Annotated in this window: 21 protein-coding genes and 1 other RNA gene; 13 read left to right on the top strand and 9 right to left on the bottom strand. The window is 61.7% G+C overall.

Annotated features, from left to right (window positions below):
- Window positions 1-125: 125 nt before the first annotated feature.
- Genes ACJ8HT_RS19100 through ACJ8HT_RS19115 form a run of 4 tightly spaced genes read right to left on the bottom strand, consistent with a single transcriptional unit; the run spans window position 126 to window position 4,732 of the window.
- On the bottom strand, window positions 126-992 hold the full coding sequence (locus tag ACJ8HT_RS19100; RefSeq protein WP_194572538.1) for an SMP-30/gluconolactonase/LRE family protein: 867 nt from the start codon (window positions 990-992) through the stop codon (window positions 126-128).
- Entirely contained in the window at window positions 989-2,089 is a 1,101-nt protein-coding gene (locus ACJ8HT_RS19105) for an ABC transporter substrate-binding protein (RefSeq protein WP_025304163.1), read from the bottom strand. The genes ACJ8HT_RS19100 and ACJ8HT_RS19105 overlap by 4 nt, the downstream gene beginning before the upstream one ends.
- A gap of 14 nt (window positions 2,090-2,103) precedes the next feature.
- Window positions 2,104-3,186 (bottom strand): ABC transporter permease, encoded by a 1,083-nt coding sequence (locus tag ACJ8HT_RS19110; RefSeq protein ID WP_197653245.1) that lies wholly within the window; start codon window positions 3,184-3,186, stop codon window positions 2,104-2,106.
- Entirely contained in the window at window positions 3,179-4,732 is a 1,554-nt protein-coding gene (locus tag ACJ8HT_RS19115; RefSeq protein WP_194572539.1) for a sugar ABC transporter ATP-binding protein, read from the bottom strand. The genes ACJ8HT_RS19110 and ACJ8HT_RS19115 overlap by 8 nt, the downstream gene beginning before the upstream one ends.
- A gap of 374 nt (window positions 4,733-5,106) precedes the next feature.
- Between ACJ8HT_RS19115 and ACJ8HT_RS19120 the strand changes: the two genes are divergently transcribed.
- The 3 genes from ACJ8HT_RS19120 (at window position 5,107) to ACJ8HT_RS19130 (ending at window position 7,520) form a co-directional block, all read left to right on the top strand.
- Window positions 5,107-5,925: an IclR family transcriptional regulator gene (locus ACJ8HT_RS19120; protein ID WP_049199270.1), complete on the top strand. Its 819-nt coding sequence runs from the start codon at window positions 5,107-5,109 to the stop codon at window positions 5,923-5,925.
- 124 nt (window positions 5,926-6,049) lie between these two features.
- The gene (gene argO, locus ACJ8HT_RS19125; protein WP_004931603.1) at window positions 6,050-6,667 is read left to right on the top strand and encodes an arginine exporter ArgO; all 618 of its coding nucleotides are present in this window, start codon (window positions 6,050-6,052) and stop codon (window positions 6,665-6,667) included.
- A 121-nt stretch (window positions 6,668-6,788) separates the two neighbouring features.
- On the top strand, window positions 6,789-7,520 hold the full coding sequence (locus ACJ8HT_RS19130; RefSeq protein ID WP_025160209.1) for an oxidative stress defense protein: 732 nt from the start codon (window positions 6,789-6,791) through the stop codon (window positions 7,518-7,520).
- A 48-nt stretch (window positions 7,521-7,568) separates the two neighbouring features.
- Here ACJ8HT_RS19130 and ACJ8HT_RS19135 read toward each other — a convergent pair whose 3' ends face one another.
- A complete protein-coding gene (locus ACJ8HT_RS19135) occupies window positions 7,569-8,462 on the bottom strand; it encodes a LysR family transcriptional regulator ArgP (protein ID WP_038871151.1) in 894 nt (297 codons plus the stop codon).
- Window positions 8,463-8,665: 203 nt separating this feature from the next.
- Between ACJ8HT_RS19135 and rpiA the strand changes: the two genes are divergently transcribed.
- Window positions 8,666-9,322 (top strand): ribose-5-phosphate isomerase RpiA, encoded by a 657-nt coding sequence (gene rpiA / locus ACJ8HT_RS19140; protein WP_025304157.1) that lies wholly within the window; start codon window positions 8,666-8,668, stop codon window positions 9,320-9,322.
- Window positions 9,323-9,614: 292 nt separating this feature from the next.
- The gene (gene serA, locus ACJ8HT_RS19145) at window positions 9,615-10,853 is read left to right on the top strand and encodes a phosphoglycerate dehydrogenase (RefSeq protein ID WP_025304156.1); all 1,239 of its coding nucleotides are present in this window, start codon (window positions 9,615-9,617) and stop codon (window positions 10,851-10,853) included.
- 48 nt (window positions 10,854-10,901) lie between these two features.
- Here serA and ACJ8HT_RS19150 read toward each other — a convergent pair whose 3' ends face one another.
- The 3 genes from ACJ8HT_RS19150 to zapA all read right to left on the bottom strand — a co-directional run bounded on the left by ACJ8HT_RS19150 (window position 10,902) and on the right by zapA (window position 12,115).
- Window positions 10,902-11,510, bottom strand: a complete 609-nt coding sequence (locus ACJ8HT_RS19150) for a 5-formyltetrahydrofolate cyclo-ligase (protein WP_194571511.1) — start codon at window positions 11,508-11,510, stop codon at window positions 10,902-10,904.
- A gap of 52 nt (window positions 11,511-11,562) precedes the next feature.
- A non-coding RNA gene (ssrS, locus tag ACJ8HT_RS19155) (6S RNA) lies at window positions 11,563-11,745 on the bottom strand.
- Between the two features lie 40 nt (window positions 11,746-11,785).
- Window positions 11,786-12,115, bottom strand: a complete 330-nt coding sequence (gene zapA, locus ACJ8HT_RS19160) for a cell division protein ZapA (RefSeq protein WP_004931621.1) — start codon at window positions 12,113-12,115, stop codon at window positions 11,786-11,788.
- Between the two features lie 319 nt (window positions 12,116-12,434).
- Here zapA and ACJ8HT_RS19165 point away from each other — a divergent pair, with 319 nt between their 5' ends.
- The 8 genes from ACJ8HT_RS19165 to ACJ8HT_RS19200 all read left to right on the top strand — a co-directional run bounded on the left by ACJ8HT_RS19165 (window position 12,435) and on the right by ACJ8HT_RS19200 (window position 22,931).
- On the top strand, window positions 12,435-13,013 hold the full coding sequence (locus ACJ8HT_RS19165; protein ID WP_197653244.1) for a YecA/YgfB family protein: 579 nt from the start codon (window positions 12,435-12,437) through the stop codon (window positions 13,011-13,013).
- A 55-nt stretch (window positions 13,014-13,068) separates the two neighbouring features.
- Complete coding sequence (gene pepP, locus ACJ8HT_RS19170; RefSeq protein WP_197653243.1) at window positions 13,069-14,382, top strand: Xaa-Pro aminopeptidase; 1,314 nt, start codon at window positions 13,069-13,071, stop codon at window positions 14,380-14,382.
- A gap of 4 nt (window positions 14,383-14,386) precedes the next feature.
- Window positions 14,387-15,565 carry a 2-octaprenyl-6-methoxyphenyl hydroxylase gene (gene ubiH / locus ACJ8HT_RS19175; RefSeq protein WP_197653242.1) on the top strand — a complete coding sequence of 393 codons (1,179 nt, stop codon included), beginning with the start codon at window positions 14,387-14,389 and terminating at the stop codon, window positions 15,563-15,565.
- Window positions 15,566-15,645: 80 nt separating this feature from the next.
- Window positions 15,646-16,848, top strand: a complete 1,203-nt coding sequence (gene ubiI, locus ACJ8HT_RS19180) for an FAD-dependent 2-octaprenylphenol hydroxylase (protein ID WP_064290720.1) — start codon at window positions 15,646-15,648, stop codon at window positions 16,846-16,848.
- A 506-nt stretch (window positions 16,849-17,354) separates the two neighbouring features.
- The gene (gene gcvT / locus ACJ8HT_RS19185; RefSeq protein ID WP_004931631.1) at window positions 17,355-18,452 is read left to right on the top strand and encodes a glycine cleavage system aminomethyltransferase GcvT; all 1,098 of its coding nucleotides are present in this window, start codon (window positions 17,355-17,357) and stop codon (window positions 18,450-18,452) included.
- Window positions 18,453-18,498: 46 nt separating this feature from the next.
- Window positions 18,499-18,885 (top strand): glycine cleavage system protein GcvH, encoded by a 387-nt coding sequence (gene gcvH / locus ACJ8HT_RS19190; protein WP_049199255.1) that lies wholly within the window; start codon window positions 18,499-18,501, stop codon window positions 18,883-18,885.
- A 92-nt stretch (window positions 18,886-18,977) separates the two neighbouring features.
- A complete protein-coding gene (gcvP, locus tag ACJ8HT_RS19195) occupies window positions 18,978-21,857 on the top strand; it encodes an aminomethyl-transferring glycine dehydrogenase (protein ID WP_197653241.1) in 2,880 nt (959 codons plus the stop codon).
- Between the two features lie 108 nt (window positions 21,858-21,965).
- A complete protein-coding gene (locus ACJ8HT_RS19200; RefSeq protein ID WP_060441306.1) occupies window positions 21,966-22,931 on the top strand; it encodes a quinone oxidoreductase family protein in 966 nt (321 codons plus the stop codon).
- A gap of 10 nt (window positions 22,932-22,941) precedes the next feature.
- Here ACJ8HT_RS19200 and ACJ8HT_RS19205 read toward each other — a convergent pair whose 3' ends face one another.
- The gene (locus tag ACJ8HT_RS19205) at window positions 22,942-23,472 is read right to left on the bottom strand and encodes a GNAT family N-acetyltransferase (RefSeq protein WP_197653240.1); all 531 of its coding nucleotides are present in this window, start codon (window positions 23,470-23,472) and stop codon (window positions 22,942-22,944) included.
- Window positions 23,473-23,477: the final 5 nt, after the last annotated feature.

Below are 23,477 nucleotides of genomic sequence, written 5' to 3' on the forward strand. Positions count from 1 at the left end.
AAAACATGACGTTAAAATTGAGTGGTGGTTTTGTGATCGCCGCCACGTTTTGGTGGAGATGGCGTGCTTCAGACGTGACAAAGCAGGGCGGATCGAAACCCACCCTGCGTCTTGCGAGACCCCAGCTAACCGCGGGTGTTCAGCACCATGCGGTAGAGCGAGGTGGTGGCGGTGATATAGAGCTCATCGCCGTTCGGGCCGCCGAAGGTACAATTGGAGACGCGTTCCGGCACGCTGATTTTGTCGATCTGTCGCCCCTGTGGATCAAAGACCAGCACGCCGTCGGCGCAGCTGCAAAACAGATTGCCGGCTCGATCGACGCAGAAGCCGTCCGGGAATCCGGGCCCCACCGTTGCAAAACGGCGGCCGGCTTCCAGCTCGCGGCCGTTGACCGCATAGACGCGCAGCTCGCGGCGGCCCAGCGTCGGAAAATCCACGATCGACATGTCCGCAACGTACAGCCATTTTTCATCCGGTGAAAACGCCAGGCCGTTCGGGCGCTGTAGGTCGCAGGCGGCGATAGTCAGCGAACCGTCGCGTGGATCGAAGCTGTAGAGATAGCAGCCGATTACCTGGCTTTCCGATTTGTAACCCTCTTCGTCGCCGATGATGCCGTAGGGCGGATCGGTGAACCACAGGGTGCCGTCGGAACGCACCGCCACGTCGTTCGGCGAGTTAAAGCGCTTGCCGTCGACGCGATCGATCAACAGGCGCACCTCGCCATCGCTTTCGGTGCGGCTGATGCCGCGCCGCCCGTGTTCACAGCTGACCACGCGCCCTTCGCCGTCGCGCGCATTGCCGTTGGCGTAGTGCGACGGCGAGCGGTATAGGGTCAGCTCACCCCGGCGCGACCAGCGGAACATGCGATTGCCTTTCACGTCGCTGAACACCACCGCATCCTCCTGCGGCAGCCAGACCGGCCCCTCTGCCCAGATCGCCGGCGAACACAGGCGCTCGAGCCGGGCGTGCGTGCGCAATGAATTGCCGTTCACTTCACGCCCCAGATCGCTTTGTAATGGCCCTGATAATCGTTTTGCGGGTCATACAGGTTATTGGCGCCGCCGTCGGCGGCGATATTGTCGCGGGTCACCAGATGCGCTGGGGTGACGTAGCCGGAAGGCGGCTGCTTGGCGAAGGCGCGGTTGAATTCGTCCAGCAGTTGCCAACCGTGCAGCTTCAAGGGTTCCGGTACCGTCGCCGACTGGCTGTCGCCTGAGCGGATACGCTGATAAGCGGAGATCGAACCGTCGCCGGCCGATACGTTGTAAGGTGCGTTCTTGCCGCCTTTGCCGGCGGTTTTCAGCGCCGGCGCCATAAAGTCGAAGTACAGATCGTTGATCGCCAGCGCATATTGGAATTTGTCGCCGTACTTCTGCAGCAGGCTGAAGGTCATCGCCGGCATGCGGTTGGCGGTATCGGCCAGCGGCGTGTCGATGAATTCCAGCAGCGTACAGCCGCTGCATTTGGCGATCTCTTCTTTCATGACGTTGGCCTTGTCCAAGGCGATTTGGTACAGCGAGTCGGTGAAGATCAACACGCTCGCCTTGCCGCCGGATTGCACCACCGCGTATTGCGCGGCGATGCGCGCCACTTCGTTGGAATCCGACGTGACGTTATAGAACACGTTGTATTTGGCGATGGGGCCCGGTTCCGGCACCGCATGCCAGGCGGTCAGCACGATACCCTGCTGCACGGCCTTTTTCAGCGGGATCTTGGCGACGTTAGGGTTCCAGCCGCCGATCACGATGCCGTCCGGCTTTTGGGCGATGGCCTGATTGAGCGATGCCAGCTGATCTTTCACCGAGCCGCCGCCGTCGAGCGTTTCCAGCTTCCAGCCGGCGGCTTTCGCCGCTTCGCTCAACCCCTGTTGCACCCCTTGCACGCCGCCGTTCTTCATGTCGGAGGCGATAAAAATGATCTTCTTGTTGGCCTGCAGCTGCGGGCCGCTGGTGGGGCCGTCCCACTGGGTGGCGCTGGCGGTGGCCTTCGCGACGGCGGCGGTGGCCTGATCGAGATAGGCGTCGGCCCAGGCCGGCGATGCGGCGAGCAAGAATGTGGTGAACCCCGGTAACAGCCAAATGCGTTTCATGGTGTGCTCCTGGTTTAAGAATGGGTCGCTGTCTGATTGTTGTTGTCAGCCGGCGTCGCCTGGCTGCGTTGTACCGCTTTCTGATTGAGCAGCCGACGGCGTTGGGCATAGCCGGCCAGGGTGATCGACAGCAGCAGCGTCGCGCCGTTGAACAGCGGCTCGACCCAGAATTCGCCGCCGAACTGCTGAATGCCGGCGATGCCGATAGCCAGAATGGCGATGCCGACCACGGTGCCCCAGACGTTGACGCGCCCTGGGCGAATGGTGGTGCTGCCGAGGAAGGCGCCGACCAGCGCCGGTAGCAGATAGTCCATGCCGACGCTGGCCTGGCCGACGCCCTGTTCGGCGGCGATCAACACGCCGCTGAAACCGGTGAGCACGCTGGAGGCGATGAAGGCGCCGATGGTAAAGCGGTTGACCGAGATGCCATTCAGGCGCGCCGCCGCCGGGTTGCCGCCCACCGCATACATGCAGCGGCCGAGCGGGGTGTGTTCGGTGATGAGCCACAGCACCACCGCGACGATCAGCACGTAAAACGCCACGATCGGAATGCCGGCGATCTCGGTGTGGTGCAGCGCGATGAAGGCATCCGGCAAGTCGCCGACGATCTGCCGCCCGCCGGAGTGCCACAGGGCAATGGCGTACAGTACGGTGCCGGAGCCGAGGGTGGCGACGAAGCTGTCGATATCGGCCAGCGCCACCAGAATGCCGTTCAGTAGCCCGTACAGCGCCGAGATCGCCAGCACCGTCAGCACCGCCATCTGCCAGGAGAAGCCGTATTCCACCTGCAGCGTGATCGCCAGAATGTGCCACAGCACAATGCCGAAACCGACGTTAAGATCGATCTTGCCCACGATCATCGGGATGGTTGCCGCCAGCGCCAACAGGGCGATTTTGGCCTTGCTCGACAGGATCGCCTGCAGCGTCAGCATCGATGCGAAGGAGGGGGTGAGCAGTGAAAACAGCAAGACCAGCGCGATGCACAGCAGCAGCAGGCCATAGCGGGTGAGAACCTGCATCAGCCAGGGGCCGGCGCCGTCCTGCGCCAGACTGACGCGCTGCTCCAGCGCGGTTGATTTAACGGATGTTTTAGACATGGCCTACCTCGGATTCTGACGTGATTGCGACGCTTTCCCCGGTGCTGGCAGAGGCCAGCTCCAATAAATTGGCGAATGACACCTGCTGATTTTTCAGCTCGCCGACCACTTTCCCGCGGTTGAACACCAGTGCGCGGTTGCAAATATGGGCGATCTCCTCGAAATCGTTGGAGATAACCAGCACCGCCACGCCTTCCGCCAGGGATTTATTCAGCAGGTGGTAGATTTCCGCTCGCGCGCCGACGTCCACGCCGGCGGTGGGATCTTCGAGGATCAGCAGCGGCGCCCCCAGATGCATCCAGCGCGCCATCACCACCTTTTGCTGGTTGCCGCCGGACAGCGCGCTGATATCGATATTGACGTCCTTGGGGCGCACGTCGAACAGCTGCACCTTCCACCAACTGGCGCCGATCTCCGCTCGCCGCCCGTAGCGGGAGAGCAGCCGGTGGCCGCTGGCACAGGGGTTGATAAACAGGTTTTCACGCACGCTCATCGACATTACCAGGCTTTCGCCGGTGCGATCGCCCGCGACCAGCGAAACGCCGCAGGCCATCGCCTGCTGTGGGGAGCTCGCCTGATAGGGCCGATCGCGTAACCGAATCGCGCCGCCGTCGGCCTGGCGCAACCCGAACAGCAGCCGGCCAATCTCTTCTTGCCCGGCCCCGCGCAGGCCGGCCAGCGCCAGCATCTCGCCCGGCTGCAAATCGAAGCTCACCGGGCCGATGTCGCCCACCGTGACGCTATCGAGCTGCAACACCGGCGGACGATGTTCCGGCAGCGGTTCGCGCTGATCGTCCGCCATCGCTTCGCCGACGATGGTTTGCACCAGATCGCGCAGCGAGTAGTCGGCGGTGCGGCCGCCGGCGACATAGCGCCCGTCGCGCATTACGCAGACCCGATCGGCGATTTCGATCACTTCGTCCAGGCGGTGGGTGACGTAAATCATGCCGACCTTTTTGGCGCGCAGCCGGTTGATCACGGCGAACAGGTGACGCACGTCGTTGGCGGGCAGGGAGGCGGTCGGTTCATCCAGCACCAGCAGCTCGGCGTTGACCGCCACCGCGCGGGCGATCGCCAGCAGCGATTTTTCGGTGCGCGACAGTTCGAAGACGCGCGCATCGGGATCGAGCGCGATGCCGACGTCTTGCAGCGCCTGCGCCGCCCGGCGGCGAATGGCGCGCCAGTCGATCAACCCAAAGCGGCGGGGAAACCCCATTACCAGCGCCATGTTCTCCGCCACCGTCATCCATTCAATCAGGCCGAGATCCTGATGAATAAAGGCGATCGGCTGGCGGCTGGCGCTTTTTATCGCGGCGGCGGAGGTGATGCTTGCGCCCTGAAAGCGAATATCGCCGCCGTCGCGCGGGTAGACGCCCGCCAGCACTTTGATCAGCGTCGATTTGCCGGCGCCGTTTTCGCCCAGCAGCGCCAGAACCTCGCCCGGCATCACCTGCAGGCTGACGTCGTTGACCGCCACGTTGCCGCCAAATCGTTTGACGATGTGGCTGAGGGTAAGGATGGGTTGTGCCGCATTATCGATAGTCATGTGATGCGCCCCTGGTGTTGCGCCCGTGCGAAGATGCCGGGCAAATCAGCTAAACCGCTGGTGAGTATCTGGCCTTTAAATTTCAACATACGAAATTCAATTTCAAAAATAATATGACGTTCGTTGCGCTAAATCAAAGGCGATGAGGTTTTAATTGTTGATATTAAACAATGAGTTATTTTTTACTTTGCGGAAGTGTGACCGATGGCTCACTTCAATGAGGGGGAAATATTGCGGATTTTTGGCCCGCTGCGGACAATGAAACGGCGTTCCGTCTTCACCTGATGCAGGCCTTGGGGTAACATGCCCGGCAAAGAGCCTGCTGACTTCGCCGCAGCGCCGGTTGGCGGTTCGACACTGGAGAGATTTTCGCTATGAGCCTGAAAGCCGTCGACGAGAAAGATGACAAGAAAGACAAACCGCTGGGCAGCCAAAGCCTGTTCCGCGGTTTGCAGTTGATTGAGATCCTGAGCAATTTCCCCAACGGATGTCCGCTGGCGCATCTGTCCGAGCTGGCCGGCATGAACAAGAGCACGGTGCACCGCTTGCTTCAGGGGTTGCACACCAGCGGCTATGTGACCCAGGCGCCGTCGCCGGGCAGCTACCGCCTGACCACCAAGTTCATTTCCATCGGCCAGAAGGCGCTGTCGTCACTCAATATCATTCACGTGGCTGCGCCGCATTTGGAACAGCTGAACCTGGAAGTGGGGGAGACGGTCAACTTCTCCAGCCGCGAAGACGACCACGTTATCCTGATCTACAAGCTGGAGCCGACCACCGGCATGATGCGCACCCGCGCCTATATCGGCCAGCATATGCCGCTGTACTGTTCGGCGATGGGGAAAATCTTCATGGCCTACGGCAACGACGATTACCCGGCCCACTACTGGCAGACTCACCAGCAGGAGATTCAGACGCTGACGCGCAATACCATCACCGAGCTGCCGAAGATGCATGAGGAGTTGGCCGATATTCGCCAGCGCGGCATGGCGATGGATCGCGAGGAAAATGAGCTGGGGGTCTCCTGCGTGGCGGCGCCGGTGTTCGATATTCAACAGCGCGTGCCTTATGCGGTGTCGGTTTCTCTGCCGACCGCCAAGCTGCAGCAAATCGGCGTCAAAAGCCTGATTAAACCGGTGCTGGCCACCGCGCAACGCATCTCGCAGGAGCTGGGTTTCGTCACGCCGATTTGAGTATTAGCGTCTCTGATACTGGATTAGAAACATCAATTTCACCTAATGATCGCTTCCTCGTATGATGCGCGTGTTGACCGACACGCGCCCTCGTCCGGCGCCTTTTATCATTCGAGGAATCCCCATGTTAGCCGTCTTCCTGCAGGGCTTTGCCCTGAGCGCCGCCATGATCCTGCCGCTGGGCCCGCAGAACGTATTCGTGATGAATCAGGGCATTCGCCGCCAGTATCATTTGATGATTGCTTCGCTGTGCGCATTGAGCGATATCGTGCTGATCTGCGCCGGTATTTTCGGCGGCAGCGCCTTGCTGACCCGCTCGCCGCTGCTGCTGGCGCTGGTCACCTGGGGCGGGGTGGCGTTTCTGCTGTGGTACGGGTGGGGCGCGTTCCGTTCCGCCTTCAGCCCGCAACCGGCGCAGGCCGCGGCGCAGGAGCTGGCGCAGAGCCGCTGGCGCATCGTGGTCACCATGCTGGCGGTCACCTGGCTGAACCCGCACGTTTATCTGGATACCTTTGTGGTGCTCGGCAGTTTGGGCGGACAGCTGACGGCGGACGTGCGCTCCTGGTTCGCGCTCGGGGCGGTCAGCGCGTCGGCGGTGTGGTTCTTCGGGCTGGCGCTGCTGGCCTCCTGGCTGGCGCCGTGGCTGAACACGCAGCGGGCGCAGCGCATCATCAACGCGCTGGTCGGGCTGGTGATGTGGGGCATCGCGCTGCAGCTGGCCTGGCAGGGGGCAAATTTATAAGAATTTGTCACTAATCCGAATTCAAAACGCCGCGCGATATGCTACGTTTGATGCCAGGAATCCGGCGGTTCTCACAGGGAAAAGCCGGCGATCAGAGACAGCCTGTCATTAAGGAGACACTGTGAAGCTAAAAGCATTGGCTATGGCCGCAATGGTCGGATTAGGGACGTTACCGATGGCGCTGCAGGCGGCTGAAGTGCCTGAAGGGCCGCACGTCGTCACCTCCGGCACCGCCAGCGTGGACGCCACGCCGGATATCGCCACCTTGGCGATCGAGGTGAGCGTTTCCTCTAAAGACGCCGCCCAGGCGAAGAAGCAGGTGGACGAGCGCGTGGCGCAGTACTTTGATTTCCTTCAGAAAAACAACATCGAGAAGAAAGACATCAGCGCTGCCAACCTGCGCACCCAGCCGGAATATGACTACCTGAAAACCGGCGAGTCGGTGCTGAAGGGCTACCGGGCGGTGCGCCAGGTGCAGGTGACCCTGCGTCAGCTGGACAAGCTGAACGAGCTGCTGGACGGCGCGCTGAAATCCGGCCTGAACGAAATCCGCGCGGTGGAGCTGGGCGTCGCCAAGCCGGACGTGTATCGCGAGCAGGCGCGGCAAAAAGCGATCGAGAACGCGACTCAGCAGGCCGAATCCCTGGCCAAAGGCTTCCACGCCAAGCTGGGGCCGGTGTACAGCATTCGCTACCGGGTCGCCAACTACCAGCCGATGCCGGTGGCGCGGATGTATAAGGCGGCCGGTGCGGCGGCGGAAAGCGACGCGGCGCAAACCTATGAGCAGCAAAGCATTCACTTCGACGATCAGGTGGATGTGGTGTTTGAGCTACAGCGCAACGCCGCGCAGTAAGGTGTTCGTATTGAAGAAAAGGTTCGCTGCGGCGAACCTTTTTTCGTTTTAATCCTGGCGCAGCACCTGGTGGCCGTGTTCCAGCAGCGCGTCGGTCACTTTGCGCATCATGCGGCTTTCCGGCGCGAAGCGGTGCCAGTACAGCATTCGGCGCTGGTACAGCCCCGGCGTCAGATCGATCAGTTCACCGGATGCCAGCTCCTTTTCGATCTGCAGGTGAGGGATCATACAGCAGGTGGTGCCCTGGCGTGCCAGCTGCACGAAGGCTTCCGACGAGTTCACGATGTGGCAGGGCACGCTGCCCGGCGACAGATCGAAGTTCTGCTGCAGGAATGCCTGGTGCATGTCGTCGAGATGGTCGAAGGCCACCGCCGGCGCTTTCAGCAGCGCGGAGCGGGTGACGCCGCTCGGGAAGTAGCGCTCGGCGAAGCCGCTGGAGGCCACGAACAGGTAGTCCAGCGCCCCCAGCCGATCCACCAGGCAGCTCGGCAGCGGCTGCGGCTGAATACTCACCGCGCCCACCACCTCACCGCGGCGCAGCCGCTCCTGGGTGCGGGTTTCATCTTCCACCTGCAGATTCAGGCGAATGGGAGAGTCCGCCAGCACCGGCTTCAGCGCTGGCAGCAGCCAGGTTGCCAGACTGTCGGCGTTGACCGCCAGCGACAGCAGCAGCGGCGTGTCGACGCCGGTGTCGTTGCCCAGCCACTCTTCTTCCAGCAATTCCACCTGATGCAACAGCGCCAGCAGCTTTTGCCCTTGTTCGGTCGGGCGCGGCGGCACGGTACGAACCAGCAGCGGTTGGCCGAACAGGTTTTCCAGCTGTTTGATGCGTTGGGATACCGCCGATTGCGTGATACAGAGTTTTTGAGCAGCGCGCTCGAAGCCGCGCTCACGGATCACCGCGTCCAGCGCTTGCAGCGTACGATAGTCTGGGCGTTTCATCGGAAAGATATCCCTTAAATTAGAATGATACCGGCACTATGCCACATTTTGCGCACGGCGCAGGTGGAAAATCACGCCCCCACCTCGCCGCCAAGCGGGTAAAAATGCGGGCTGCGGTAGATAAGTGTGATCCTGCCGGCGTGAAAAACAGCGTTTTACCCTATAATACGCACACGTTTTCGTACAGAGGCAAGGGACATATTATGACGCAGGATGAACTGAAAAAAGCGGTGGGCTGGGCGGCGCTGGAATACGTGACGCCGGGCACCATCGTCGGGGTCGGCACCGGCTCTACCGCCGCCCACTTTATTGACGCGCTGGGCTCCATCAAGCACCAGATCGAAGGCGCGGTGTCCAGCTCCGACGCCTCCACCGCCAAGCTGAAAAGCCTCGGCATCCACGTGTTCGACAGCAACGAAGTGGACTCGCTCGATATCTATGTGGACGGTGCGGACGAAATCAACGGCCATATGCAGATGATCAAGGGCGGCGGCGCTGCGCTGACGCGCGAGAAGATCATCGCCGCCATCGCCAAGAAATTTATCTGCATCGTCGACGCCAGCAAGCAGGTGGACGTGCTGGGCAAGTTCCCGCTGCCGGTGGAAGTGATCCCGATGGCCCGCTCTTACGTGGCGCGCGAGCTGGTGAAACTCGGCGGCCTGCCGGAGTATCGCCAGAACGTGGTGACCGACAACGGCAACGTGATCCTCGATGTGCATAACCTGAGCATCACCGACGCCATCGCGCTGGAGAACAAGATCAACGGCATCGCCGGCGTGGTGACCGTGGGGCTGTTCGCCAACCGCGGCGCGGACGTGGCGCTGGTCGGCACACCGGAAGGCGTGAAAGTGGTCAAATAAGCCTCCGCCGTCTGTGGCCCGGTAGCGCCGGGCCGCATAATTCTTCGGTTAAAATATCTTTTCTGAAAAACGGCAAATTTGGTGACTTATGTCACATTGTGAAACCTGACTCCCCAAAGCTTCTGCCGAAAACTTTCCCTATGGCATTTTCTGCCGTAAACCGCCATCAACGCTGCGCCTTGTCCTGCCGGGCAGGCAATCGTTTGTATTGCCGCCCGCGTTATTTTTGTTATGTTGGATGGGAGCTGTGTCGTCACAGCCGCTTCTGAAGTCTGAACATAGGGTCGGGTAAATGGCAAAAGTATCATTGGAGAAAGACAGGATTAAATTCCTGTTGGTGGAAGGGGTTCATCAGAGCACGGTCGATAATTTACGTGCCGCCGGTTATACCAACATCGAATACCACAAGGGTGCGTTAGACACAGAATCGCTGAAGGCATCCATCCGCGATGCACACTTCGTCGGCATCCGATCGCGTACGCATCTGACCGAAGAGGTGTTTGCCGCCGCAGAAAAACTGGTGGCGGTGGGCTGCTTCTGCATCGGCACCAACCAGGTTGATCTGAAAGCGGCGACTAAACGCGGTATTCCGGTCTTCAACGCCCCCTTCTCCAATACCCGATCCGTGGCCGAAATGGTGCTGGGCGAGCTGCTGTTGATGCTGCGCGGCATTCCGGCCGCCAACGCCAAGGCGCACCGCGGCGTGTGGCACAAACTGGCCGTGGGCTCCTATGAGGCGCGCGGTAAAAAGCTGGGCATCATCGGCTACGGCCACATCGGCACCCAACTGGGCATTCTGGCCGAAGGGCTGGGCATGAAGGTGTTCTTCTACGATATCGAGAACAAGCTGCCGTTAGGTAATGCGCAGCAGGTGCGCCATCTGTCCGATCTGCTCAATATGAGCGACGTGGTGACGCTGCACGTGCCGGAAACGTTGGCCACCAAGAACATGATGGGAGCGGAAGAGCTGGCGCTGATGAAACCAGGCGCCATTCTGATCAACGCCTCGCGCGGCACCGTGGTGGATATTCCCGCGCTGTGCGATGCGCTGGCCAGCAATCACCTGGCGGGTGCGGCGATCGACGTCTTCCCGGAAGAGCCGGCAACCAACAGCGATCCGTTCAACTCGCCGCTGTGTGAGTTCGACAACGTGCTGCTGACGCCGCACATCGGCGGCTCCACTCAGGAAGCGCAGGAGAACATCGGCGACGAAGTGGCCGGCAAGCTGGCGAAATACTCCGACAACGGGTCGACCCTGTCCGCCGTCAACTTCCCGGAAGTGTCGCTGCCGGCGCATGGCCCGAATGCCAGCCGCCTACTGCACATCCACGAAAACCGCCCGGGCGTGCTGACGCAGATTAACCAGATCTTCGCTGAAGAGGGGGTTAACATCGCCGCGCAGTATCTGCAAACCGGCCCGGAAATCGGCTACGTGGTGATCGACATTGAAGCGGAAACCGCGCGCGCCGACGCTGCGCTGCAGCGCATGAAGGCCATCGACGGCACCATTCGCGCCCGTCTGCTGTTCTGATTAGGCGGCATGCCGCAACGAAAAAGGCCGGAGCGATCCGGCCTTTTGCTATTTAGGTTCGTGCCACGCCCAGCTGCAGAGCGGGGTGAGGATTTCCGGTAGCGGGATATCCCAGTGCTCGGTCGGCAGGTGCTCCACCTGCTGGCAATCATGGGCCAGCCCGATGGGATAGGGGCCGTCGCTCTGCCAGTTTTGCAGGGTGCGATCGTAAAAGCCGCCCCCCATACCCAGACGCTGCCCGGTATGATCGAATGCCACCAGCGGCGTCAGCACGACGTCCAGCTCGCCCAGCGGCAACACCTGGCGCACATCGAGGCGCGGTTCAAGAATATTGAAGCGATTGCGCACCAGCGGCGTTTCCGGCGCATAGCGCAGGAACAGCAGATGGCCCGGGCTGAACGGGTGCAGCACCGGCAGGTAAACCCGTTTTCCGAGCGTCCACAGTTGCTCGATCAGCGGCCCGGTGTCGAGTTCACCGTCAAACGACAGGAATACCGCGATGCTGTGCGCTGCCTTAATGTGCGCATGCGCGACGACGCGCTCGGCTATTTTTTCTGCGGCAAAGCGTTGCTGGCCCGGCGTAAGTTCGCGCCGACGTTGGCGAATGAGTTGACGAATGGCTTGGCGCTGCTGCGCGAATTGGGGTTGAAAAGGCATCGTATCAGGCTTGCTCAGTGTGGCGTTCGGCACACATAAACCGCTGAGAAGGGGAATCTCCGAGATGCCGTCGCAGGCTGTAACCCTTGAACCCATGGTTCAAGGTGAACGTGCCGTCGCAATCTTAAGGCTTCTCGGCGCACCGAGCGTGCTCACCGATCGCGGAGCAACACATTCTGTTTGTACTAAATATCGGCTCAGGGGACTGGCCCGCTGGCGAACATCTCAGAGAAATTTTGTACTCGTTGCCGAAACTGTGATTTCAACAACTTAAGTTATTCGAATTGTGCATCCTGACGTTCAGAGATGCGACCTTGTTCAAGCAGCGCTTGTTCAATGGTCTGCTGCAGCATCCGTATGCGTTGTTCCATATTGGACGCATAGTCACGGGTTTTCAACCGTTCTTGAGCAAGTTCGTGACAGACGTTCAATGCCGCGATGAAAACCAGTTGCTCAGTATTGGAGACTCTAGTGCGAACTTTAAGATCTTGCAACCGTTGGTTAAGATCGTCCGCCGCCATATTCAACGCATCTTGTTGTTCTGGCGGGCAATTGACTCTTAACGAGCGGCCAAAAATTTGAATATCTACCGGTTGTGCAGACATGCCACCTTCCTGCCTAAATTTCGCGCCAGCCTTGTCCGCCCAGGCCGGGCCGTCAAAGCGGGCGCCACTATATATACCTCGGTACCAAGATACAACCCCTTTTTCAGTACCTGGTTGTAATCTACTGTGGCGCACATTGCCAGTCAAAAAAGGGTTTCAAAATGCGTATTTACCGCACTTTCGCCACCCGACGGCGCAGTGTGAAACCTGCCACATCGCGATTATAACTAGCCACTGAGGTGTCGCGCTTATCTGGTATAGCGACGGACCTTGGTGGTAGCATAACACGAACTTATCCTGCCAACGATGACGAATGCGCATGTCTATACAGAATACATTTCCAAGTTACCAATCTTTGACCGTGGCCCTCAACCAGCAGTCGGTGGCGCTGACCGCGGCAGAAATGCATGGCCTGATCAGCGGCCTGCTGTGCGGCGGCAGCCGTGATGCCGGCTGGCAGGCGCTGGTGCACGATCTGACCAACGAAGGCGTCGCCTTCCCGCAGGCGCTCAGCCAACCGCTGCAACAGCTGTATGAAGTGACACGCGAAACGCTCGAAGACGACGAATTCCTGTTCCAACTGATGCTGCCGGAAGGGGAGATCGTCAACGTGTTCGATCGCGCCGACGCGCTGGCCGGTTGGGTCAACCACTTCCTGCTCGGCCTGGGGATGATGCAGCCGAAGCTGGCCCAGGTGAAAGACGAAGTTGGGGAAGCGATCGACGATCTGCGCAACATCGCGCAGCTGGGCTACGACGAAGACGAAGATCAGGAAGAATTGGAACAGTCGCTGGAAGAAGTGGCGGAGTATGTGCGGGTTGCCGCCATCATGTGCCACGGTGAATTCACCCGTCACAAGCCAACGGCGCCGGAAAACATCAAACCGACGTTGCACTAAGCGTCTTATCGCCCCTCCGCCGGCGGTGCGGATGGCATGATTTCAGGAGAAGGTAATGACTCAGCAGGAATTCAACAACCGCCGTCAGGCGCTGTTGGCGAAAATGGCGCCGGCCAGCGCGGCGGTTATTTTCTCTGCGCCGGAAACGACGCGCAGTGCAGATTCAGACTATCCCTATCGGCAGAACAGCGACTTTTGGTACCTGACCGGCTTCAATGAGCCGGAAGCGGTGCTGGTGCTGATCAAAAGTGACGAAACGCACAACCACAGCGTGCTGTTCAACCGGGTGCGCGATCTGACGGCGGAAATCTGGTTTGGCCGCCGCCTGGGGCAAGACGCTGCGCCGGCGAAGCTTGGCGTGGATCGCGCGCTGCCGTTCGATGAAATCAATGACCAGCTGCACCTGCTGCTCAACGGCCTGGACGTGGTCTACCATGCGCAGGGCGAATATGCCTACGCCGATCAGATCCTGTTCGGCGCGCTGGACAAGCTGCGCAAGGGGTTCCGCCAGAACCTGCAGGCGCCGGCCACCGTGACCGACTGGCGGCCGTGGCTGCACGACATGCGCCTGTTCAAATCGCCGGAAGAGCTGGCGGTGATGCGCCGCGCCGGTGAGATCAGCGCGTTGGCGCATACCCGCGCGATGGAAAAATGCCGCCCGGGCATGTTCGAATACCAGCTGGAAGCGGAGATTCACCATGAATTCACCCGCCTCGGCGCCCGCTACCCGTCTTACAACACCATCGTCGGCAGCGGCGAAAACGGCTGCATCTTGCACTACACCGAGAACGAGAGCCAGATGCGCGACGGCGATTTGGTGCTGATCGACGCCGGCTGCGAGTATCAGGGGTATGCCGGCGACATTACCCGCACCTTCCCGGTCAACGGCAAGTTCAGCAAGCCGCAGCGCGCGGTGTACGACATTGTGCTGGCGTCGCTGCTGCGCGCTTTGGCATTGTTCAAACCCGGCACCAGCATCCGCGAAGTCAACGACGAAGTGGTGCGCATCATGGTGGTCGGGCTGGTGGAACTGGGCGTCTTGAAAGGTGAAGTCGACCAACTGATCGCCGAGCAGGCGCACCGGCAGTTCTTCATGCACGGGCTGAGCCACTGGCTGGGCCTCGACGTGCACGACGTCGGCCACTACGGCACGCCGAGCCGCGATCGGCTGCTGGAGCCGGGCATGGTGCTGACCGTGGAACCGGGGCTGTACATTGCGCCGGATGCGGACGTGCCGGCGGAATACCGCGGCATCGGCATCCGCATCGAGGACGACATCGTGATCACCGCCGACAGCAACGAAAACCTGACCGCCACCGTGGTGAAAGACGCCGATGCCATCGAGGCTTTGATGGCGGCGGCAAGGTAACGGAATGAGCGTAATTATCGTTGGTGGCGGTATGGCGGGCGCGACGCTGGCGCTGGCTATCTCGTCGCTTACTCAGGGAAGAATGGCCGTGGATCTGGTCGAGGCGACTCGGCCGGATGACCGCAGCCATCCGGGTTTTGACGCCCGCGCCATCGCATTGGCGCAGGGCACCTGCCAACAGCTGGCACGCATCGGCGTTTGGCCGGCGCTGCGCGACTGCGCCACGCCGATCACTCAGGTGCACGTCAGCGATCGCGGCCACGCCGGTTTCGTGAATTTGCAGGCGCAGGATTATCAGGTCGATGCGCTTGGCCAGGTGATCGAACTGCACGAAGCCGGGCATCGGCTGTTCGCGCTGCTGGCGAAGGCGCCGGGCGTTACGCTGCATTGCCCCGCGCGGGTGGTGGACGTGATTCGCACCGCAGAGCGGGCAGAGGTGCTGCTGGACAACGGTCAGCGCCTGTGCGGGCAGCTGCTGGTGGCGGCCGACGGTTCGCGTTCGGCGCTGGCACAGGCCTGCAACGTGCAGTGGCGGCAGGAGGAGTATCCGCAGTTCGCCACCATCGCCAACGTCACCACGGCGGAAGATCCGCAGGGGCGCGCCTTCGAGCGTTTTACCCGCTACGGGCCGCTGGCGCTGCTGCCGATGTCGCAGGGGCGCAGTTCGCTGGTGTGGTGCCACGCGCGCGAAGATCGCGCCCGGGTGGATGCCTGGGACGACGAGCGTTTTATCGCCGAGCTGCAACAGGCCTTCGGCTGGCGGCTGGGGCGTATCCTCAAGGCCGGTAAACGGCACAGTTATCCGCTCAGCCTGCTGACCGCCGATCGTCATGTCAGCCATCGTCTGGCGCTGGTGGGCAACGCGGCGCAGACGCTGCACCCGATCGCCGGGCAGGGGTTCAACCTCGGCCTGCGCGACGTGATGTCGCTGGCGGAAACGCTGGCGGAAGCGGTAGACAGCGGCGAAGACGCCGGCGGTTATGCGCTGCTGAGCCGCTATCAGCAGCGGCGGCAAAACGATCAGCAGGCGACGATCGGCGTGACCGACGGATTGATCCGCCTGTTCGCCAACCGTTATGCCCCGCTGGTGGTCGGCCGTAGTCTGGGGCTGATGGCGATGGAGCGTTTGCCGGCGGTGCGCGACGCCTTCGCTAAGCGCACGCTGGGCTGGGTGGAACGTTAGACACAGAGTCGGGCGCCCTGTGGCGCGCCCAAAACGCGGCGCGGCAAGGCGTCGCGCGTTATTTAAGGAAATCGAGCAGCATGCAATCATTTGACGTGATTATCGCCGGTGGCGGTATGGTGGGGCTGGCGTTGGCCTGCGGCCTGCAGGGCAGCGGGCTGCGCGTGGCGGTGCTGGAACAGCGCCAGCCGGACATGGCGCCGCCGTCGGAGCAGCCTGCGCTGCGCGTCTCCGCCATCAATGCCGCCAGCGAGCGTTTGCTGCAGCACATCGGCGTGTGGGACGACATTCTCCAGCTGCGCGCCAGCGCCTACAACGCGATGGAAGTGTGGGAGCGCGACAGCTTCGGCAAAATCGCCTTCCGCGGCGACGAGTGCGGCTTCAGCCATCTCGGCCACATTATCGAAAACTCGGTGATCCAGCAGGCGCTGTGGAAACGCGCCGAAAGCCTGTCGGACATCACGCTGATTACCCCGGCCGCGCTCAAGCAGGTGGCGTGGGGCGAGAACGATGCCTTCGTTACGCTGGAGGACGGGCGCATGCTGACCGCCCGTCTGGTGATCGGCGCCGACGGCGCCCAGTCGTGGCTGCGCCAGCACGCCGACATCCCGCTCACCTTCTGGGATTACCGCCACCATGCGCTGGTTGCCACCATTCGCACCGAAGAGCCGCATCAGGCGACGGCGCGGCAAATTTTCCACGGCGACGGCATTCTGGCGTTCCTGCCGTTCAGCGATCCGCATTTGAGTTCCATCGTCTGGTCGGTGACGCCGGAAGACGCCGAGCGGCTCAAACAGCTTGAGCCGGAGCAGTTCAACCGCGAACTGGCGATGGCCTTCGATATGCGTCTGGGCGCCTGCAGCCTGGAAAGCGAACGGTTGGCGTTCCCGCTGACCGGCCGCTATGCGCGCAGCTTCGCCGCGCACCGCCTGGCGCTGGTGGGCGATGCGGCGCATACCGTGCATCCGCTGGCTGGGCAGGGCGTGAACCTGGGCTTTATGGACGCCGCCGAGCTGATTGCCGAACTGCGCCGCCTGCAGCGGCAGGGCAAGGATATCGGCCAGCATCTCTATCTGCGCCGCTATGAGCGCCGCCGCAAACATGGCGCGGCGGTGATGCTGGCCAGCATGCAGGGTTTCCGCGAACTGTTCGACGGCAACCACCCGGCCAAAAAGCTGCTGCGCGACGTGGGGCTACGGCTGGCGGACAGCCTGCCGGGCGTCAAGCCAAAGCTGGTGCGTCAGGCAATGGGCCTGAACGATCTGCCCGAGTGGCTTGCCTGATACCTGCCTTCTGCGAGCCCCCAGCGGGCTCGTGCTTCTCGCCTTATGCCATCGTCTTTCCTTATATAACCCTTCATTTGAAATAATCTAATTTCAGCCGCTTTTTATCATTACTTTTTCTAATTCCATGTTCGGTTATCAAAAGTCGGAATCTCATGTGCGGCCGTCGGTTTGTTATATAACTTCGGAGTTTTGCCGCTTTAATTGTTAATTTTGTGCCTTAAAGCGCATTTTTCCAGTGAAAAACTCTGCACACTAGCCCGGCATTTTACCGCCCTGGAACGGCGATGAGCCTATTTTAACTTATGGTTAATGTGGTCGTTCGGTGATAAGTTCGAGGGAAAGGTATCGTTTGCGTCACGGCGGTTGCACGCAGTTTCCGCCCGTCCCGGCGCAGCATTTGTGTTGAGCAGTCAGTGCGCCATGGCGATCGGGCCGCGAGCCAAGCTCCGCCGCATTGCGTGGCAGCACCCTAACTTCTAGCGACGAGTGGAAAGAGGGAAAAGATGGCAAAGCAAACCCCACTGTACGACCAGCACGTGGCGTGCGGTGCGCGCATGGTAGACTTTCACGGCTGGATGATGCCGCTGCACTACGGCTCGCAGCTCGATGAGCACCACGCGGTGCGTCAGGATGCCGGTATGTTCGACGTGTCTCACATGACCATCGTGGATCTGCACGGCGCCCGCACCCGCGAGTTCCTGCGCTACCTGCTGGCGAACGACGTCGCCAAACTGACCCAACCCGGCAAGGCGCTGTACACCGGCATGCTGAATGCCTCCGGCGGCGTGATCGACGACCTGATCGTTTATTTCCTCACTGAAGACTATTTCCGCCTGGTGGTGAACTCCGCCACGCGCGACAAAGACCTGGCCTGGATTGAAGAGCACGCCGCGCCGTATGGCGTTGCGCTGACGGTGCGCGACGATTTGGCCCTGATCGCGGTACAGGGCCCGCAGGCCAAAGAGCGTGCCGGCACGCTGTTCACCCCGGAACAAAAAAGTGCGGTCGAAGGCATGAAGCCGTTCTTTGGCGTGCAGGCCGGTGAGCTGTTCATCGCCACCACCGGTTACACCGGCGAGGCCGGCTATGAGATCGCGCTGCCGAAAGAGCAGGCGGCGGATTTCTGGCAAAAATTGCTGGCCGCGGGCGTCAAGCCGGCCGGTCTGGGCGCGCGCGACACGCTGCGTCTGGAAGCGGGCATGAACCTCTACGGGCAAGAGATGGACGAAGGCGTTTCACCGCTGGCCGCCAACATGGGCTGGACCATCGCCTGGCAGCCGGAAGATCGTCGTTTCATCGGCCGCGAAGCGCTGGAACAACAGCGCGAGCAGGGCACCGAGCAACTGGTCGGCTTGATCATGACGGAAAAAGGCGTATTACGTAATGAGCTGCCGGTGCGTTTCACCGACGCGGCGGGGCAAACCCACGAAGGCGTGATCACCAGCGGTTCGTTCTCTCCGACGCTGGGCTTCAGCATCGCGCTGGCGCGCGTGCCGGCAGGTATCGGCGAGCAGGCCATCGTGCAGATCCGCAACCGTGAAATGCCGGTCAAAGTGACCAAGCCCGGTTTCGTTCGGGCCGGCAAGCCGCTGACAAATTGATTTTTTATTGATTGATTCTTTTATTTCTTCGAAGGAGTAACCGGCGATGAGCAATGTGCCAACAGAATTGAAATACGCATCCTCCCACGAGTGGGTTCGTTCAGAAGGTAACGGCGTTTACACCGTAGGCATCACCGAACACGCGCAGGAACTGCTGGGCGATATGGTGTTTGTCGATCTGCCGGAAGTGGGCCGCAAAGTCGCCGCCGGTGAAGATTGCGCCGTGGCGGAGTCCGTCAAGGCGGCGTCGGACATTTACGCGCCGATCAGCGGCGAAATCGTGGCGGTGAACGGCGAGCTGGAAAGCTCCCCGGAGCTGGTGAACAGCGAGCCTTACGGTGACGGCTTCCTGTTCCAGATTAAAGCCGCCGACGAAGGCGAGCTGGCGAACCTGCTGGACGCCGCGGCTTATCAGGCATCGATCGACGAGTAATCGTGACCACGCCCCAGGCCTTTCGGCCGGGGCGTTTTAGTTACCGCTCAAGCTATATCCCGTATCACGCAAGCATTCAGGAATTTGTAGCAATGACTCAGACACTCAGCCAACTCGAACACAGCGAAGCGTTCATTGAACGCCACATCGGCTCTTCTGCGGAACAACGCCAGGAGTTGCTGGCAGCGGTGGGCGCTCGCTCGCTCAGCGCGCTGATCCAACAGATCGTGCCGGCGGACATTCAGCTGCCGGGGCCGCCGCCGGTCGGCGACGCGGCGACCGAACACCAGGCGCTGGCTGAGCTGAAGGCGATCGCCTCGCAAAATCAGCGCTACAAATCCTATATCGGCATGGGCTACAGCGCCGTGCTGACGCCGCCGGTGATCCTGCGCAACATGCTGGAAAATCCGGGTTGGTACACCGCTTATACCCCTTATCAGCCGGAAGTGTCGCAGGGCCGCCTGGAAGCGCTGCTGAACTTCCAGACCGTGACCCTCGATCTGACCGGCCTGGATCTGGCTTCCGCTTCGCTGCTGGATGAAGCCACCGCCGCCGCCGAAGCGATGGCCTTGGCCAAACGCGCCAGCAAGCTGAAAGACGCCAACCGCTTCTTCGTGGCTGACGACGTGCATCCGCAGACGCTGGACGTGGTGCGCACCCGCGCCGAAACCTTCGGCTTCGACGTCATCGTCGATAAAGCGGAAAAAGTGCTGGAGCTGGACGGCGTGTTCGGCGTGCTGCTGCAACAGGTGGGCACCACCGGCGAGCTGCACGACTACAGCGCGCTGCTGGCCGAACTAAAATCGCGCAAAATCATCACCAGCATGGCCGCCGACATCATGGCCCTGGTGCTGCTGACCGCGCCGGGCAAGCAGGGCGCCGACGTGGTGTTCGGCTCCGCGCAGCGCTTCGGCGTGCCGATGGGCTACGGCGGCCCGCACGCCGCCTTCTTCGCCTGCCGCGACGAGTTCAAGCGCTCGATGCCGGGCCGCATCATCGGCGTTTCCCGCGATGCCGCCGGCAACACCGCGCTGCGCATGGCGATGCAGACCCGCGAACAGCATATCCGCCGCGAGAAGGCCAACTCGAATATCTGTACCTCGCAGGTGCTGCTGGCCAATATCGCCAGCCTGTACGCGGTGTACCACGGCCCACAGGGGCTGCAGCGCATCGCCGGGCGTATCCATCGCCTGACCGACATTCTGGCCGCCGGGCTGCAGAAGGCCGGCCTGACGCTGCGTCACAACACCTGGTTCGACACCCTGACCGTTGAAGTGAAAGACAAGGCGGCGGTGCTGGAACGCGCGCTGAGCTTTGGCATCAACCTGCGTACCGATATCCACGGCGCCGTGGGCATCACGCTGGACGAAGCCACCTCGCGTGAAGACGTGCAGACGTTGTTCGCACTGCTGGCCGGTGACAACCACGGCCTGGACATCGAGGCGCTGGACGCGGCGGTGAGCAAGAACAGTCAATCGATCCCGGCCGCCATGCTGCGTCAGGATCCGATCCTGACCCATCCGGTATTCAATCGCTATCACAGCGAAACCGAGATGATGCGCTACATGCACCGTCTGGAACGTAAGGATCTGGCGCTGAACCAGGCGATGATCCCGCTGGGCTCTTGCACCATGAAATTGAACGCCGCGGCGGAGATGATCCCGATCACCTGGCCTGAATTCTCCGAGCTGCATCCGTTCTGCCCGCCAGAGCAGGCTGCCGGCTACCAGCAGATGATCGGCCAACTGTCTCAGTGGCTGGTACAGCTGACCGGTTATGACGCGGTGTGCATGCAACCGAACTCCGGCGCGCAGGGCGAATACGCCGGCCTGCTGGCGATCCGTCGCTACCACGAAAGCCGTAACGAAGCGGGCCGCCACGTCTGCCTGATCCCGAGCTCGGCACACGGCACCAACCCGGCCTCTGCCCAAATGGCGGGCATGAGCGTGGTGGTGGTCGCCTGCGACAAGAACGGCAACATCGATCTGCACGATCTGCGCGTCAAGGCAGAGCAGGCAGGCGAAGAACTCTCTTGCATCATGGTGACCTACCCGTCGACCCACGGCGTGTATGAAGAAACCATCCGCGAAGTGTGCCAGATCGTGCATCAGTTCGGCGGTCAGGTGTATCTGGACGGCGCCAACATGAACGCCCAGGTGGGCATCACCACGCCAGGCTACATCGGCGCGGACGTTTCGCACCTCAACCTGCATAAAACCTTCTGCATCCCACACGGCGGCGGCGGTCCGGGCATGGGCCCGATCGGTGTGAAAGCGCACCTGGCGCCGTTCGTGCCGGGGCACAGCGTTGTGCAGATCGACGGCGTAACCACCCAGCAGGGTGCGGTTTCCGCAGCGCCGTTCGGCAGCGCCTCCATCCTGCCTATCAGCTGGATGTACATCCGCATGATGGGCGCGGAAGGCCTGAAGCAGGCCAGCCAGATGGCGATCCTGAACGCCAACTACATCGCTACCCGCCTGAAAGGCGCATACCCAATTCTGTATACCGGCCGCGACCACCGCGTGGCGCACGAATGTATCCTCGATATTCGTCCGCTGAAGGAAGAGACCGGCATCAGCGAAATGGACATCGCCAAGCGCCTGATCGACTTCGGCTTCCACGCGCCGACCATGTCGTTCCCGGTCGCGGGCACGCTGATGGTCGAGCCGACCGAGTCGGAAAGCAAGGTGGAGCTGGATCGCTTTATCGATGCGATGCTGGCGATCCGCAGCGAGATCGACCGCGTAGCCAAAGGCGAATGGCCGCTGGAAGACAACCCGCTGGTGAATGCGCCGCACGTGCAGGCGGAGCTGGTCAGCGACTGGCAGCACCCGTACAGCCGCGAGCTGGCGGTGTTCCCGGTGGCCGGCGTGCGCGAGAACAAGTACTGGCCGAGCGTTAAGCGTCTGGACGACGTGTACGGCGACCGTAACCTGTTCTGCTCTTGCGTGCCGATGAGCGATTACGAATAACACGTTCGGCAAAGTTTGTGTTCGGGGGACACCGCATCATGCGGTGTCCCTTTTTATTTTATTGCGGCCTATTCTTTTCTGTACGTTCCCACGATTTGAGGAGTCACCATGCAAGCGGCAATCGTAACAGCGCTGGGGCAAGCCCCGGTTTTCGGCACCTTTGAGGAGCCCCAGGCGCAGGCGAATGAAGTGCCGATCGAGGTTCTGGCGGCCGGCATCAAACAGCTGGATCGCGCTACCGTCGCCGGCACCCATTACTCCAGCCCCAAGCAGCTGCCGATCGTGCCCGGCACCGACGGCGTGGGCCGGACGGCCGACGGGCAACGGGTCTATTTCGCCTCCTTCCGCCGCCCTTACGGCGCGATGGCTGAGCGCAGCGTCGCGTCATGGACGGTGCCGGTGCCGGAGGCGGTAGACGACGCCACGGCGGCGGCGCTGATCAATCCGGCCTTCGCCGCCTGGCTGCCGCTGCGCTGGCGAGCGGATCTGCAGCCCGGTGAAACGGTGCTGATCATCGGCGCTACCGGCACCTCGGGCAAACTGGCGGTTGCGGCGGCGCGTCAGGCGGGAGCCGGGCGCATCGTTGCCGCCGGCCGTCGGCTGAGCGTGTTGGAGGCGTTGGGCGTGGATGCCACGGTGGATCTGAGCCTGCAGGGCGAGGCGCTGACGCAGGCCTTCGCGGCGGCGGCGGGGCCGGGCGGTTATCAGGTGATCGTCGATTATATCTGGGGCCCGGCGACCGAAGCGCTGCTCGCGACGCTCAATAATCACGATCTCTCGTCTTACGCCGGCGGGCGAGGCATTCGCCTGGTCAACGTCGGCTCGATGGCCGCGCCGGACATCCGGCTGCCGGCGGCGGTATTGCGCAGCAATCAGCTGCAGATCCTCGGCAGCGGCACCGGCAACTTCCCGCCGATCCCGGAGATGCAGCGCTACGCGACCGAAATTCTGGCGCTGGCGGCGACGGGCGCGCTCACTATCGAGACGCAGGAGCACGCTCTGGCGGAGATCGCCGAGGTGTGGGATCTGAACAAGAAAAGCGACGTGCGTTCGGTGATACGCATCGCCCGTTAGGTCCTTGCCGTTAACGGCAAGGGCAGACCAGGTGAATATCCTCCGGCTCACGGGCGAACAGCTCGGCATCCGGGCGCTCGATGAGCCGGCAGCCCTGCGCCAGATAGAAGTCTACGGTGCTTTTGTTAGGGATGGAGGAGACGTATAGCCCGGCGGCGCCTTCCTGCGCCGCCTGACGCAGGCAGAGTTGAAACAGCTGCTTGCCCAGCCCCAGGCCGCGTTGGTGCGCGCTGACGTAAAAGAACAGCAGCTGGCGCAGATCCCGCTGCGGGCCGCGCGGCTCGGTGTCCAGCGCCGCCGCCGCGACGATCTCCTCGCCTTCGAACCGCGCGAAGAACGCGCCGCCGCGATCGAAGCAGGCTTCGTGGATTGGCGTATAGGTTTCCCGATCGTGCGGATCCCAACCGCGCACGTCGTAGTACTCCGCATAGGGCTGCAGCTTGCCGTCCTGCAGGCGATACAGAGTGTCGATGATTTCACTGCGGTCGATATCCCATAGGCGGTCGAGTTGCTGCCGCTGCAGCAGAACAGGGGCGCTCATGATCG

The sequence above is a fragment of the Serratia sp. CY44782 genome (assembly GCF_052168715.1).
Lineage (GTDB): Bacteria > Pseudomonadota > Gammaproteobacteria > Enterobacterales > Enterobacteriaceae > Serratia > Serratia nevei.

Coding starts and splice junctions, on each gene's coding strand:
- serA (WP_025304156.1), top strand. CDS start 9,615: ATGGCAAAAGTATCATTGGAGAAAGACAGGATTAAATTCCTGTTGGTG.
- ubiI (WP_064290720.1), top strand. CDS start 15,646: ATGCAATCATTTGACGTGATTATCGCCGGTGGCGGTATGGTGGGGCTG.
- ACJ8HT_RS19105 (WP_025304163.1), bottom strand. CDS start 2,089: ATGAAACGCATTTGGCTGTTACCGGGGTTCACCACATTCTTGCTCGCC.
- ACJ8HT_RS19150 (WP_194571511.1), bottom strand. CDS start 11,510: ATGCCTTTTCAACCCCAATTCGCGCAGCAGCGCCAAGCCATTCGTCAA.
- ubiH (WP_197653242.1), top strand. CDS start 14,387: ATGAGCGTAATTATCGTTGGTGGCGGTATGGCGGGCGCGACGCTGGCG.
- ACJ8HT_RS19120 (WP_049199270.1), top strand. CDS start 5,107: ATGAGCCTGAAAGCCGTCGACGAGAAAGATGACAAGAAAGACAAACCG.
- ACJ8HT_RS19205 (WP_197653240.1), bottom strand. CDS start 23,472: ATGAGCGCCCCTGTTCTGCTGCAGCGGCAGCAACTCGACCGCCTATGG.
- gcvH (WP_049199255.1), top strand. CDS start 18,499: ATGAGCAATGTGCCAACAGAATTGAAATACGCATCCTCCCACGAGTGG.
- ACJ8HT_RS19110 (WP_197653245.1), bottom strand. CDS start 3,186: ATGTCTAAAACATCCGTTAAATCAACCGCGCTGGAGCAGCGCGTCAGT.
- gcvT (WP_004931631.1), top strand. CDS start 17,355: ATGGCAAAGCAAACCCCACTGTACGACCAGCACGTGGCGTGCGGTGCG.
- argO (WP_004931603.1), top strand. CDS start 6,050: ATGTTAGCCGTCTTCCTGCAGGGCTTTGCCCTGAGCGCCGCCATGATC.
- ACJ8HT_RS19135 (WP_038871151.1), bottom strand. CDS start 8,462: ATGAAACGCCCAGACTATCGTACGCTGCAAGCGCTGGACGCGGTGATC.
- pepP (WP_197653243.1), top strand. CDS start 13,069: ATGACTCAGCAGGAATTCAACAACCGCCGTCAGGCGCTGTTGGCGAAA.
- ACJ8HT_RS19115 (WP_194572539.1), bottom strand. CDS start 4,732: ATGACTATCGATAATGCGGCACAACCCATCCTTACCCTCAGCCACATC.
- rpiA (WP_025304157.1), top strand. CDS start 8,666: ATGACGCAGGATGAACTGAAAAAAGCGGTGGGCTGGGCGGCGCTGGAA.
- zapA (WP_004931621.1), bottom strand. CDS start 12,115: ATGTCTGCACAACCGGTAGATATTCAAATTTTTGGCCGCTCGTTAAGA.
- ACJ8HT_RS19200 (WP_060441306.1), top strand. CDS start 21,966: ATGCAAGCGGCAATCGTAACAGCGCTGGGGCAAGCCCCGGTTTTCGGC.
- ACJ8HT_RS19165 (WP_197653244.1), top strand. CDS start 12,435: ATGTCTATACAGAATACATTTCCAAGTTACCAATCTTTGACCGTGGCC.
- gcvP (WP_197653241.1), top strand. CDS start 18,978: ATGACTCAGACACTCAGCCAACTCGAACACAGCGAAGCGTTCATTGAA.